Annotated in this window: 12 protein-coding genes; 5 read left to right on the top strand and 7 right to left on the bottom strand. The window is 72.6% G+C overall.

Going from position 1 to position 12,749, the window contains the following annotated elements; all coding sequences use genetic code 11:
- Positions 1–10: 10 nt before the first annotated feature.
- The 5 genes from CHR28_RS10070 to CHR28_RS10050 are packed head-to-tail and all read right to left on the bottom strand — an operon-like array spanning position 11 to position 6,389.
- Positions 11–2,014 carry an endo-beta-N-acetylglucosaminidase gene (locus tag CHR28_RS10070; protein ID WP_094053189.1) on the bottom strand — a complete coding sequence of 668 codons (2,004 nt, stop codon included), beginning with the start codon at positions 2,012–2,014 and terminating at the stop codon, positions 11–13.
- Complete coding sequence (locus tag CHR28_RS10065; protein ID WP_094053188.1) at positions 2,011–3,258, bottom strand: glycoside hydrolase 5 family protein; 1,248 nt, start codon at positions 3,256–3,258, stop codon at positions 2,011–2,013. The genes CHR28_RS10070 and CHR28_RS10065 overlap by 4 nt, the downstream gene beginning before the upstream one ends.
- 36 nt (positions 3,259–3,294) lie before the next feature.
- Positions 3,295–4,203, bottom strand: coding sequence for a carbohydrate ABC transporter permease (locus CHR28_RS10060; RefSeq protein ID WP_094053187.1), 909 nt, complete (start codon positions 4,201–4,203; stop codon positions 3,295–3,297).
- A complete protein-coding gene (locus CHR28_RS10055; RefSeq protein WP_094053186.1) occupies positions 4,200–5,093 on the bottom strand; it encodes a carbohydrate ABC transporter permease in 894 nt (297 codons plus the stop codon). The genes CHR28_RS10060 and CHR28_RS10055 overlap by 4 nt, the downstream gene beginning before the upstream one ends.
- 6 nt (positions 5,094–5,099) lie before the next feature.
- Positions 5,100–6,389, bottom strand: a complete 1,290-nt coding sequence (locus tag CHR28_RS10050; RefSeq protein WP_094053185.1) for an ABC transporter substrate-binding protein — start codon at positions 6,387–6,389, stop codon at positions 5,100–5,102.
- Positions 6,390–6,629: 240 nt separating this feature from the next.
- Here CHR28_RS10050 and CHR28_RS10045 point away from each other — a divergent pair, with 240 nt between their 5' ends.
- From CHR28_RS10045 to CHR28_RS10030, 4 genes are all read left to right on the top strand, one after another.
- Positions 6,630–7,679, top strand: a complete 1,050-nt coding sequence (locus tag CHR28_RS10045) for a LacI family DNA-binding transcriptional regulator (protein WP_094053184.1) — start codon at positions 6,630–6,632, stop codon at positions 7,677–7,679.
- Positions 7,680–7,801: 122 nt separating this feature from the next.
- Positions 7,802–8,833: an alpha/beta hydrolase family protein gene (locus tag CHR28_RS10040; protein ID WP_094053183.1), complete on the top strand. Its 1,032-nt coding sequence runs from the start codon at positions 7,802–7,804 to the stop codon at positions 8,831–8,833.
- Positions 8,834–9,091: 258 nt separating this feature from the next.
- Positions 9,092–10,435, top strand: coding sequence for an amidase (locus tag CHR28_RS10035; RefSeq protein WP_094053182.1), 1,344 nt, complete (start codon positions 9,092–9,094; stop codon positions 10,433–10,435).
- Positions 10,436–10,639: 204 nt separating this feature from the next.
- The gene (locus CHR28_RS10030) at positions 10,640–11,059 is read left to right on the top strand and encodes a VOC family protein (protein ID WP_094053181.1); all 420 of its coding nucleotides are present in this window, start codon (positions 10,640–10,642) and stop codon (positions 11,057–11,059) included.
- Between the two features lie 71 nt (positions 11,060–11,130).
- Here the strand turns inward: CHR28_RS10030 and CHR28_RS10025 are convergent, their stop codons facing one another.
- A complete protein-coding gene (locus CHR28_RS10025; RefSeq protein WP_094053180.1) occupies positions 11,131–11,613 on the bottom strand; it encodes a GNAT family N-acetyltransferase in 483 nt (160 codons plus the stop codon).
- 55 nt (positions 11,614–11,668) lie between these two features.
- Complete coding sequence (locus tag CHR28_RS37140; protein WP_102913158.1) at positions 11,669–11,842, bottom strand: hypothetical protein; 174 nt, start codon at positions 11,840–11,842, stop codon at positions 11,669–11,671.
- A gap of 457 nt (positions 11,843–12,299) precedes the next feature.
- On the opposite strand from CHR28_RS37140, the gene CHR28_RS10020 reads away from it, so the two are divergent.
- Entirely contained in the window at positions 12,300–12,749 is a 450-nt protein-coding gene (locus tag CHR28_RS10020) for a hypothetical protein (RefSeq protein ID WP_094053179.1), read from the top strand.

The following is a 12,749-nucleotide window of genomic DNA, read 5'->3' as shown; positions in this document are numbered from 1 at the left end:
GAGGGGGTGGTTACCAGGGGTGGGTCAGGGTCACGGGTGCCGACGAGGTGTAGAGCTCCCCCACGGCGCGTAGTTCGAACCGCGCGGCTCGCTCGCCCTGTTCGGGCTTCAGGCCGGAGGCGAAGTACGCCCGCTGGCAGGTGCCGCCGAGGAAGCGGCGGGTGCCGTCGGGCAGGACCCGGTGCAGGGTGTACTGCCGCACCTCGCCCGGGGCCGGGTTCCAGACGAGGCGCAGATCGCCGCCGGACGCGGCGCTCACCCGCAGGCCGGACGGAGCGGCCGGGGTCCGGGTCGCCGTGCGGACGGCCAGGCCGCCGAGCCGCCAGCGCACGGGCGTGCCGTCGGCCGCGGTCAGCCGGACGCCGATCGCCCGGACGGTCCCGGTCAGGCCGGTGAGCCGGACGGCCGTGGTCCTCCAGGTGCCGCCCGAGGTCACGGGGTAGTACGTGTACGGCGGTGTCCCGCCGGGCGTGCCCGGTTCGGCGGTGGCGACGGCCAGCTCGACCCGGACCGGGCCGGAGTCGGTCCGGTGGGTCAGTTCGACGACCGTGTCCGCGGTGAGCGGCAGCCGGGTCGCGTACAGCTCGACGAGGGCCGGTGCGGACAGCACGCCGTCGACCAGGACACTGCTCCCGCCCCGCCACGCGTCCTCGAAGTCGAAGGTCACGGCCGGGCGGCTGCCCTCGGTGTGCACGGCCCAGCGCCGGGACGGCAGCCGGTCCTGCAGCCCGAGGTGGTTCCAGGGCGCGTCGGAGGTGACCTTGCCGTCCTCGTACCAGCGCAGCCCGTGCCCGGTGTTGAACGTGCTGGCGAACGGCACCGAGGTGACCGTCGAGCGGTCGGCGACCGACACGGCGGGCGCGCGCCAGGGGTCCGTGCCGTCCGGCCGGGACGGGTCGAGGGAGCGGCCGGTCCAGAACCGGTCGTCGGCGGCGTGGAAGGCGGCCGGTCCCCGCTGGTCGGCGGGCAGGTGGTTGCGGGTCCACTCGGGCCGGTAGAGGCCGATCGAGGCGATGTGCGCCCGGTCCGCCGGCACGATGGCGTCCCAGCGCACGGTGGAGTTCCAGCCGGCTGCCTCGACGTCGACGCCGGCCCACAACTCATAGCGGCTGCGGCCCAGTTGTTCGGCCCGGCTCGCCGAGGAGACCAGGCTGTTCGCGGACCAGCGGAAGTCGACGAACATGTCGTCGGAGGTCCGGAAGAACGGCTCGTTCTGGCCGTTGAGCGCGCCCTGCCAGCTGACCGTGCCGTTCACGGTCATGGCGTCGTACCAGGTGACGCGCTGTCCCTTGGCCGCCGCGCGGGACTTCAGCTCCCGCAGGAAGCTCAGCATGTCGGCGCCGAGGGCGGTGTCGCCTCCCCCGGTCTCGGCGTTGACGAACCAGCCGTCGAAGCCGTGGGCCTCGGCGACCGCGACCAGCCGTTCGGCGAGCGGGTGACGGCCGGCGGCGTCCCTCTGCACCAGGTCGCGGGTCCAGCGCAGTTGGCCCCCGTAGGCGACGGGCGGCAGGAAGACATTGCCGAGGACGGGCACGCCGTGCCGGTGGGCGGCGTCCACGATCGGCGCGTTCGGCGCGAGGATCAGCCCCTCGCCCGACGAGCCGCCCCAGAAGACCAGTTCGTCGATGTAGGCCCAGTGGGTGAGCGCGTAGTAGTCGGCGGTGGCCGATCCCTGGGAGGGGTTGCCCGCGGTGGGGCCGAAGGAGACCAGCGACTGGATGCGGGCCTGCCCGGCGCGGGCGGTGGCGTTGGCGGGGGCCGGGGTGAAGCGGGCGGTCAGCGGCACGGACGAGGCGTTGAAGGCGAGGTCCGGGTCGGTCTCGGCACGCCAGGACTTCAGGCTGCGCCAGGTGATGCCGGGGCCGGGGCTGCCCGAGGGAAGGGAGTCCGGGTACCAGTAGGACGCGTACGGCCGGGTCGCCGCCGCGGCCCTCGGGGCCGCCGTCGCGGGCGGGGAGGGGACGAGGGCGGCCGCGGCGCCGGCGAGCAGGACGGTGCGTCGGGTCGGTTTCACGAGCGGGTGCCTCCTTCGAGGACCTGGTCGGCGGTGACGGTCTCGGTGATGCCGCGCGCGGCCAGGTGCTCCCGGTCGGCGGCCCGGCTGTCGAGGACGGCGGTGGGCCGGGCCCCGTCGGCGACCAGCCGGAAGAAGGCCTCGAAGACGGGCCCGCCCGGGGCGCACCGCGAACGGGCCGCCGGGTCGGCGGGCACGACGAGCGCGGTCCTGCGCGCCGCCGGGGTGGACGAGGGACCGCGCGCCGCCCGTTCCAGCACCAGGGCGGTGTCCTTGGGCTTGCGGTCGTTGGTCAGCAGGCCGAGCCCGTACTCCAGCTCGGGGAAGTCGGCCAGGCTGCGCGACACGTCGTGGGAGCACCACCAGGTGATGCCCCACAGGTCCGGGCAGTCCAGGGCGTTCGCGACGGTCGCCTCGGTGAAGGCGGCGGCGTGCTCGGGCGGTACCAGGGGTGCCGGGGCGCCGACCTCCTGGAGCCAGACCGGCCGGTGCGGGTCACCGGCCCAGGCCTTGCTCAGCTCCACCAGCCAGGCCGCGTGGTGCTCGCTGGGCACGGAGGCGCGGCCGTAGCGCTGGGCGGTGCCGTTGAAGACCCAGGAGTGCACGGCGGTGACGGCGCCGTGCCGGGCGGCCTGGCCCGGGGTGAACGGCTGGTCGTCCTGGTACCAGGTCGCGTCGTACTCGGCGTGCAGGTGCAGCCGGCCTGGGGCGCCCTCCTCGCAGGCGGCGAGCATCCGGGAGAGCCAGGCCTCGATCTCGTCGGGTGTGGCGCGGTCGGGGTCGGGGTGGGGCCCGGCGGAGAACTGGTTGACCTCGTTGCCGAGGGTCATGCCGATGAAGTTGGGCCGGTCGGCGAGGGCGGCGGCCAGGGTGCGCAGCAGGTTCGCCTGGCCGTCGAGCACGTCAGAGTCGGTGAACAGGTTGCGCCGGTGCCAGGTGCGGGTCCAGGCGGGCAGGAAGTCGAAGCTGCTCAAGTGCCCTTGCAGACCGTCCACGTTGACGTCGAGGCCCCGCTCGGCGGCGGCGTCGGCCAGCGCGACGAGCTGCTCGACGGCCCGGGGCCGGATCAGGGTGCGGTTGGGCTGGAAGTAGGGCCACAGCGGGAAGACCCGGACGTGGTCCAGGCCGAGCGCGGCGATCGAGTCGAGGTCGGCGCGCACGGAGTCCAGGTCGAAGTCGAGCCAGTGGTGGAACCACCCTTCGCTGGGGGTGTAGTTGACGCCGAAGCGCACGGCAGGAGGCATGCGGGTCCTTGTGACGGAGGTACGGGGTCGGCGGGGTCAGCCCTTGACGGCGCCCTCGCCGACACCGCGGAAGAAGTACCGCTGGAGGCAGGCGAAGAGGGCGATCAGCGGCGCGACGGCGATGATCGTGCCGGCGGCGACGAGCCGTTCGTCGTTGGCGAAGGTGCCGTGCAGGTAGTTGAGGCCGATGGTGAGGGTGAACTTGGAGGGGTCGCTCAGCACGATCAGCGGCCACAGGAAGTCGTCCCAGGCGCCCATGAAGGCGAAGATCGCCACGACCGCGAGGGTGCCCTTCACCGACGGCAGGGCGATGCGCAGGAACCGCTGCCAGACGTTGGCGCCGTCGACGAAGGCCGCTTCCTCGATCTCGTAGGGCAGGTTGAGGAAGGCGTTGCGCATCAGCAGCACGTTCATGGCGCCGATGCAGCCGGGCAGGACCACGCCGATCAGGGTGTTGTTCAGGCCGAGGTCCCGCATGGTGGTGAACTGGGCGATGATGATGCCCTCGACCGGCACGAGCATGGCGAGGATGAAGGCCAGGGTGGCGGCGCGGCGGCCCCGGTAGCGCAGCCGGGCCAGGGCGTAGCCGGCGAGGGCCGCGCCGACGCAGTTGGTGACGACGTTGGCGGTGGCGACCTTCAGGGAGTTGAGGGCGTAGTCCCACACGGGGATGGTGTCGGCGACCCGCGCGTAGTTGTGCAGGGTCGGATCGCCCGGCAGGAACGTCGGCGGGGAGCTGTAGATGTCCTCGGTGGGGCCCTTGAGGGAGGTGGACAGCTGCCACAGGAACGGGCCGATGGTGAGGGCGAGGACGGCGAGCAGCAGGACGTAGCGCAGGGCGAGTTCCCACACCCGGACGCGGCGGCCGTGCTCGTCGGTGATCCGCGGCTCGCGCGCCGCGCGCGGCGGCTGCTCGGGAGCCCGGGTCTTCTCCAGAACGCTCACGCGTCCTCCTTCCGGTCCGCGCGCAGCACGAGCAGCATCAGGGCGACGGTGACGACGAAGACGACGACGGAGAGGGCGGAGGCGTAGCCGACGCGGCCGCTCAGGCCGGTGCCCGTGCGCTGCACGAGCATGACCAGGGTGGTGTCCTCGCCGGCCGGTCCGCCGCTCGGGCCCGCCAGCAGGTACACCTCGGAGAACACCTTGAACGCGGCGACCGAGGAGAGCGCGCCGACCAGGACCATGGTGGAGCGGACGGCGGGCACGGTGACGGTGAGGAAGCGGCGCACCGCGCCCGCTCCGTCGACGGCGGCGGCCTCGTGCAGTTCGCGCGGCACGTTCCCGAGCGCCGCGAGATAGATGATCATGTAGTAGCCGAGGCCCTTCCACACCGTCACGGCCATGGCGCTGAGCAGGAGCAGCCATTGGTCGCTGAGGAAGCCGACGCGGCCCACCCCGACCGTCTCCAGCAGGGAGTTGACCAGCCCGCGCTCGTCGAGCAGCCACACCCAGATCAGTCCGACCACGACGATCGAGGCGACGACCGGGGTGTAGAAGGCGGACCGGAAGAAGGCGATGCCGGGGATGTTCTTCTGCACCAGCAGGGCGAGCAGCAGCGGCAGGACGACGAGGAGCGGGACGACTCCGAGGACGTAGAGCGTGCTGTTGCGCAGGCCGGTCCAGAACATGTCGTCGTGCAGCAGCTCGCGGAAGTTGGCGAGCCCCACGAACCGCCCGGGGATCAGGGTGCGGCGGTCGGTGAAGGAGTTCACCACCGTGGAGACGAACGGGTACAGCACGAACGCGCTGATGACGAGCAGGCCGGGGGCGGCGAACAGCCAGGGGCTGGTCGGCAGTTGGCGCCGCACCCGGGAGGTGCCGGAGAGAGCCATGGTGCGTCAGCCCTGCTGCTTCAGAAGCCGGTCGCACTCCTTGACAGCGTTGTCGAGAGCTTCCTTCGGGCTCTGCTTGCCCTGCAGCGCCTTGGCGACCTCGTTGCGCAGCGCGATCTTCATCTGCTCGCTGAACAGCACCGGCGTGTAATTGACGGCCGTCTTCAGGGACTTGGCGGCGGCGACCCGGACCCGGGTCTCGTCGGTGCCGTCCTCCTTGGTGAAGTACGGGTCGTCGAGGGAGCCGGCGGTGCTGGGGAAGATGGCGACCTTCTTGGCGAAGGACATCTGGTGCGCCGCGTCCGTGACGAAGTGCGCGAAGGCGACCGCGGCGGGCTTGCGCTTCGACTGGGAGTTCACCATCACGCCCATCACGTACATGTTGACGTGGCCGGTGCTGGTGATCTGGTCGGTGATGCCGATGTTCTTGTACAGGCTCGGCGCCTGCTTCTTGAAGTTGCCTAGGTCGAGGGCGCTGCCGGGGTTCATGGCGACGGCCCCGGTGAGGAACTTCTTGCCGGAGGACTCGGGGGTGGCGGTGAGCGCCTGCGGGTCCAGGGCCTTCGCGTCGTACAGCTTCTTGTACTCGGTGAGGAGTTCGACGCCCTTGGCGTCGTCGAAGGTGAAGGCGGTGCCCTCCTTGTTCATCAGCGGGACGCCGTAGCGCCCGAAGTCCTCGATGGTGGGCACGTTGGCGAGGGTGGCGACCTTGCCGTCGCTCTTCTCCGCGAGCTGCAGGGCCGCCGAGAAGAGTTCGCCGTACGTCCTCGGGGGCTTCTCCGGGTCGAGCCCGGCCTGCCGGAACAGCGTCTTGTTGTAGAAGAGAGGGCCGGTGTTGAGGTACCAGGGGAAGGCGTAGGTGCCGGTCATGCCCGGTATCCGGTGGCCGTCCCAGGCGCCGGGCAGGTACTCCTTGCGGTACTGCGGGGCGGCCTTGTCCAGGTCCAGGGCGAGACCGGCCTTGGCGAGCGGGGCGACCAGGTCCGGGGAGACGTTGACGACGTCGGGCAGGGTGCCGCCGGCGGCGTCGGCGCTGATCTTGTCGGCGTAGCCCTCGGCGGGCTGGTCGACCCACTTCACGTCGGTGCCCGGGTACTTCTTCTCGAACTCGGCGATCAGGCCCTCGAAGTACGGCTTGAAGTTGGCGCGCAGGTTCCAGGTCTGGAACGTGATGTCGCCTTCGACCTTGCCGGAGGCGTCACCGGAGCCACCTTGCTCGCCCCCGGAACCACAGGCACTGAGGGGCAGAAGGACAGCGACGGCAGCGGCGGCGAAGGCTCTGCGGGAGATGCGCACGGTGACCGGCTCCTTGGGAAACGGGGGGGGCGGGAGGGCGGCGGGAATGACGCCGGGCCAGACCTTGCATCGTTCTCTTCGTGAAAGTCAATGGATTCCGCTCAGCTAAAGTCTTTAGCTGCACATCACCGCAGGTCAGATTGGTTTGCTCCATCTTCTTGCACCCGATCACTAATGCGCTTTAGAGTCGGGTCACTCAAGCGCATTAGTGTGCATCGACTGACGACGGGGAGGGCAGGCGTGCCGGAAAAGCGTTCGCCGGCGCGGCGGCCGACGATGAAGGACATCGCCCGGCGGGCCGGTGTCTCCGAGAGCGCGGTGTCGTTCGCGCTCAACGGCCGGCCCGGGGTCTCCGAGGTCACCCGGGACCGGGTGCGCCGGGTCGCCGAGCAACTGGGCTGGCGGCCCAGTACGGCCGCGCGCGCCCTGTCCGGGGAGGGCGCGGCGACGGTCGGCTTCGTGCTGGCCCGCCCGGCGGGGACGCTGGGCGTGGACTCGTTCTTCCTGCAACTCGTCTCCGGCATCCAGGAGGTGCTGGCCGAGCGGCACCTCGGCCTGCTGTTCCAGATCGCCGAGGACATCGACGACGAGTGCGCGGTGTACCGGCGGTGGTGGGCCGAACACCGGGTGGACGGCGTGCTGGTGGTCGACCCGCGCACCGACGACCCCCGGCCCGGCCTCCTGGACGAACTGGGGCTGCCCGCCGTGGTGATCGGAGGCGCCCCGGACGGACGGCACCCCCGGCTGTCGACGGTGTGGGCGGACGACGCGGGCGCGATGGCGGCCCTGGTGGACGGGCTGTACACGCTCGGCCACCGCCGGATCGCGCACATCGCCGGGCTGCCCGGGCTGGCCCACACCGAGCGCCGGATCCGCACCCTGCGCGCGGAGGCGGAGCGGCGGGGCCTGTCCGAGGTGCAGTCGGTGCCGACCGACTACTCGGACGCGGCGGGCGCGGCCGTCACCCGCCGGGTGCTGGACGGGCCCGGCGCCCCGACGGCCCTGATCTACGACAACGACGTGATGGCCGTCGCCGGGGTGGCCGCGGCGGCGGAGCTGGGCTTCTCGGTGCCGGCCGACGTGTCGGTGGTGGCCTGGGAGGATTCCGCCCTGTGCCGCCTGGTCAAGCCGTGGCTGTCCGCGCTCTCCCGGGACAGCGTCGAGTTCGGCCGCACGGCCGCCCGGGAACTGACCGCCCTGCTGGACGGCGGCCCGGCGCGCACGGTGCGGGTGCCGGTGCCGGCGCTGATCGAGAGGGACAGCACGGGGCCGGTGCGGGGCAGGTCCTAGGGCGGGGCAGGTCCCACTGGGTGTCCGTCTTCCGTCTGGCTCGGCGCCGGGCCGGCCGGACCTGTGCGGGTGCCCGGACGAGCCCTGCCCGGTGGGACCCGGCGGAGTCACAATGGGGGGGTATGCGTCTACGGGGCACGGCCTGTGCCGCCGCCGGACTGCTGCTGGCGGTCGCCACCGCCTGCACCGGCGGCGACGGCGGCAGCACGCCCGAGACCGGCCCGGCGACGACGAGGGCGGCCGAGGCACCGAGCCCGCGCAGCAGTTCCCCCTCCCCCGCCCCGGTCGACCCCGTCTCCCTCCCGGCCCTGATGCGGCGCGAGCACACGGGCTCCGGCCTGCGCCTGGGCGACGTGCTCGACCGCACCTCCGCCTACACCCGCTACGCCGTCACGTACGAGGCGAACGGCCTGACCGTCTCGGGGATCATGAACATCCCCGTGGGCAAGGGCCCGTTCCCCGCCCTGGTGCTGGCGCACGGCTACATCGACCCGGACGTCTACTTCAGCGGCCAGGGCATGCCGCGCGAGCAGGACCGCCTGGCCCGCAGCGGTTACGTCGTCCTGCACACCGACTACCGCAACCACGCCCGTTCCGACGACGATCCCGACAACGACGTGAACCTGCGCCTCGGCTACACCGAGGACGTCATCGGCGCCGCCCTGGCCCTGCGCGACTCCGGGCGGCCGGAGATCGACGGCGACCGGATCGGCCTGTTCGGCCGGTCCATGGGAGGCGGGGTCGTGTACAACACGCTGGTCGTGGCGCCCGGTCTGTTCGACGCGGCCGTCGCCTACGCGCCGGTGAGTGCCCGCCCGCAGGAGAACATCGACCACTTCCAGCGGCCCGACGGCGACCCGATCGTGACGGAGATCGAGGAGAAGCACGGCACGCCCGAGGAGGACCCGGAGTTCTGGCGTGGCGTCTCGCCCCTCACCTACGCCGACCGCCTGACCGAGCCCCTGCTGATCCAGCACGGCACCGCCGACGACACCTGTCCCCTGGCCTGGTCACGGGAGGCCGCCCGGACGTTCCAGAAGGCGGGCAAGGACGTCGAGTTGCGGGCCGTCGCCGGTGAGGGCCACACCTTCGGGCCGCGGTGGGCGGCCGAAATGGACGTCACCGAGGCCTTCTTCGAGCGCCATCTGCGCTGAGCCCGCAGCCCCCGCGCCGGGGCCCTGCGGGCCCCGCCCCCGGTCCCCGCAGGCCTCGCCGCCGGTCATCACAGGCCTCGCCCCCGGTCATCACAGGCCTCGCGCCGAGCACCGCGGGCCCCCTCCCAAGGCATCCCTGACCGCGTGCGCCGGCGTGCGGAACGGCTGGCGATCTCGACGTGCGCCCCCGGCCGGTGCACAGTTCTCCCTGACGTACTGACCGGTAGCCCGTCTCCCCCGTTCTCCCGAGGAGCCTCTGTGACCAGCTGGGCCGGCCGCACCGCCGCCGAGATATCCGCCGCCGTCCGCGAGAAGCGGGTCACGCCCCGGGAGGTGGTCGCCGAGCACCTCGAACGGATCCGGCGGCTCGACGGCCGGCTGGGCGCGTTCCGGCTGGTGCGGGCCGAGCGGGCCCTGGCCGAGGCCGACGAGGTGGCCGCGCGCGGCGACCTGGCCGAACTGCCCCTGGCCGGGGTGCCCGTGGCCGTCAAGGACAACCTCGCCGTGCGCGGCGAGTCCCGCCGCGTCGGCTCGGCCGCCACACCCGACACACCGGCCGCGCGGGACCATGTGACGGTGGCCCGGCTGCGGGCCGCGGGCGCCGTCGTCGTGGGCCTGACGAACGTGCCCGAACTGTGCGTCTTCGGCACGACCGACGGCGTGCTGGGCACCGCCCGCAACCCGTGGGACCCGGCCCGTTCGGCGGGCGGTTCCTCCGGCGGCAGCGCCACCGCCGTCGCGGCCGGCATGGTGCCGATCGCCCTCGGCAACGACGGTATGGGCTCCCTGCGCATACCGGCGGCCAACTGCGGCCTGGTCACGATCAAGCCGGGCCGCGGGGTGGTGCCGACCGGGGCCGGGGACAGCGACTGGTTCGGCATGTCGGAGAACGGGCCGCTCGCCACGACCGTCGAGGACGCCCGCCTGATGCTCGCGGTCCTCGCCGGCACCGAGCCCGCGCCCCCGTCCGCCCCCGGCGCCCTCAAGGTCGCGCTGTCCCTGCGCAGTCCGCTGGCCGGCGTCACCATCGGCCGCCCGTACGCGGCCGCCACGCGGGACGCGGCGGGGCTGCTCATGCGGGCGGGCCACCAGGTCCGGCGCGCCGATCCGCCCTACCCGCTCTCCCTCGCGGCCACCTCCCTCATGCACTGGACGGCGGGCACCGCGGCCGACGCCCGGCCCCTCGACCCGCGACTGCTCACGCGACGCACCCGCGTGCACGCGCGCCTCGGCCGGCCCTTCGTGAGCGCGGCCGGCGCGGGGACGGCCCGGGAGCAGCTGCGCCACCGGCTGGAGCCGTTCTTCGCCGAGTACGACGTGCTGCTCACCCCCGCCCTCGCCCGCCGCTCCCCGAAGGCCGGGCCCTGGCACGAGCGGGGCTGGCTGAGCAACCTGCTGGTCAACACCAACTACTCGCCGCTGACGCCCCCATGGAACCTCACCGGCTGGCCCGCCATGGCCGTCCCCTGCGGCACCCTGCCCTCCGGCGCCCCCTGCGCCGTGCAGCTGGTGGGACGCCCCGGCACGGAGGACCTGCTCCTGGCCGTGGCGGGGCAGTTGGAGGCCGGAAATCCATGGCGGCGCACGGCGCCCGTCGGCTAGGGTCGGCCGCGTGACTGCCGGGTCGGCCGTAGGCCATGCACGAGTGAGGCGCCCGGCCTCGGTATGAGGGCGGCGGGGGTGACCCCGCCCGGCCCCGGCCGAGAGCCGGAGCGGGCGCGAGCCCCGCCTTCCGTCTTCGCGTTCCCCCGTCCCGCGCCTCTTCTGGCGCGTCCTGACCACCAGTGAACCGGAGACACATCCCTCATGTCCCTCGCAGAACACACCCCCGACCTGCCGACGGCCGTCGCCCGCCTCGACCACACCGTCGTCTACGCCTCCGACCGTCAGTTGTCGGCCGAGTTCCTGGCGACGGTGCTGGGCCTGAAGGTCGCCGCCCCCTTCGGCCCGTTCCTCCCGGTCGACCTGGGCAACGGCGTGACCCTCGACTACTACGAGAAGCGCGACGAGCCTATCCAGCCCCAGCACTACGCCTTCCTCGTGCCGGACGAGCAGTTCGACGCGATGATCGCCCGCCTGGAGGCGCTCGGCGTGACGTACTACGCCGATCCGCGCCACACCGAGCCCGGGCGGGTCAACGACCTCTTCGGCGGTCGCGGCGCCTACTTCGACGACCCGGACGGCCACAACATGGAGATCATGACCCGGCCCTACGCCCGTCCCTGACGACCGTCCGGGACCTCACCCGGTGATGCCTGCCGAGGCAGTTCGGCTCTCTTGAGCGGTTCCGCTCCGCTCTACAGGGCCCGGTACATGATGTGCAGGCCCACCCGGCCGTGCCGGGGGTGGTCGAACGCCTCGGGCACGGTGCCGAGGATCGTGAACCCGAGAGAGGTCCACAGCTGCACGGCGGGGTTGGTCTCGACGACGGCGTTGAACACCATGCCCCGGTAACCGGCGGCGTGGGCCTCGCTCAGCAGGTGCTCGGCGAGAGCCCTGCCGTAGCCCCGGCCGCCCCGGGCGGGGTCGACCATGAAGCCGGCGTTGGCGATGGCGGCCGCCGGGCCGCCGTAGTTGGGGGTGAGGTAGGCGGAGGCGACGACCGAGCCGCGGTCGTCCTCGACGACGTAGACGCGCTTCGCGGGGTTCATCCAGAGGACCCGGGCCTCCTCCTCGGAGGTTCCCGGGTCCCAGGCGTAGGTCTCGCCCGCGGCGACGATGCGGTGCCAGAAGGGCCAGATGCGAGGCCAGTCGTCGGCCGTTGCTTGCCTGATCAGCATGGGTGCGAGTGTGGCACGCCCATGCTCGGTGGTCGCTGAGGGGTCCGCGTCCGGTTCAGTCGACGCTGGGCAGGATGTGGGGCTCCGCGAGGTCTTCCTCGTAGCCCGCGAGGCGGATCGGGGCCGACCGGGCCCACACGTCGAGGCTGCCGAGCTCGTCGACCCGTCGGCCGGCGCGCTCGCCGCGTTCCTTGGGGCGCTGATCGCGATTCGTCTTCTCCGGTGTCACCGCGCACTCCTTATGTGTCGGTCACCCTCGGGACGTACGCGCCGGTCCTGCTGCGCCTGACGCCCGCGCGGGCTATGTGTCATGTGCAGTTCGGACGCGGTGGCGCCGGTCGACTCACGGGAGAGCAGGCCGTGGTGTACCGGCTGGTCCCATGACGGACCGTGGGTGTGGGTAGGACCCCGTGGTGCTGTCCGTCCGCATCAGATTAACCAAATGAGCGGGGCCCCGCTCTATGGGGCTGAAAACAGCCGGTAACGATCGCGCGTCATCTGGCGTTCAACTGGGGTTTACGCACCGATTCGTTCACAAAAGGGACGCTCTGCGTATCACTCGTTCGGCGTACGGACGCGACGGCCCTTTCCGGCCGGTGGCGCAGTTCAAGTGCCGTTGGCTGAGTCGCAAGCTCGTCATGGTCTGCTGCCGTACGGCAACGGCTGACGCGCGGGAGGACTGACGCATGGAGCTGCGCAGCGTCGAGGAGCTGATGGACCTGCTGTATGCCTGCCGGGGCACCCGGGACCTCCCGGAGCGCGGCAGGCCGCCGGTCGACCTGCACGACCACGCGCTGCGGACCGCCGCCCTGCTCCGCCGGGGCCGCCCGGCCGACAAGGAGCTCCAAGTGGCGGGTCTGGTGCAGCCGGTCGGCGGGCTGTTGTGGCCAGGTGACCCGGCCGGGCGGGCCGGTCAGACCGCCGGCGCGGTACGCGCCCTGCTCGGCGAGCGGGTCTCCCGGCTCCTGCGCGACCGTCCCGGCCGGGGAGTCCCGGCCGACGACGACGTGCTCGCCCTGCGCCAGGCGACCGAGGAGGGCCGCACGGCCGGGTTCGACGCCGGGGTGCTGGAGGACTGGCGCACCGTGCTGGAACTGCTGGCGGCGCGCAACTCCCGCCTGGGGGCCGTCGACTGA

The organism is Streptomyces sp. XY006 (assembly GCF_002237655.1).
In the GTDB taxonomy this organism is placed as follows: domain Bacteria; phylum Actinomycetota; class Actinomycetes; order Streptomycetales; family Streptomycetaceae; genus Streptomyces; species Streptomyces levis.
Note: the sequence above shows the minus strand (reverse complement) of the source record. Positions and strands in the feature narration are given on the sequence as shown.

What these genes read in the sequence shown, in the direction of transcription:
- CHR28_RS10065 (WP_094053188.1), bottom strand. Translation starts at nt 3,258, where the DNA reads ATGCCTCCTGCCGTGCGCTTCGGCGTCAACTACACCCCCAGCGAAGGG.
- CHR28_RS10055 (WP_094053186.1), bottom strand. Translation starts at nt 5,093, where the DNA reads ATGGCTCTCTCCGGCACCTCCCGGGTGCGGCGCCAACTGCCGACCAGC.
- CHR28_RS10040 (WP_094053183.1), top strand. Translation starts at nt 7,802, where the DNA reads ATGCGTCTACGGGGCACGGCCTGTGCCGCCGCCGGACTGCTGCTGGCG.
- CHR28_RS10030 (WP_094053181.1), top strand. Translation starts at nt 10,640, where the DNA reads ATGTCCCTCGCAGAACACACCCCCGACCTGCCGACGGCCGTCGCCCGC.
- CHR28_RS10025 (WP_094053180.1), bottom strand. Translation starts at nt 11,613, where the DNA reads ATGCTGATCAGGCAAGCAACGGCCGACGACTGGCCTCGCATCTGGCCC.
- CHR28_RS10020 (WP_094053179.1), top strand. Translation starts at nt 12,300, where the DNA reads ATGGAGCTGCGCAGCGTCGAGGAGCTGATGGACCTGCTGTATGCCTGC.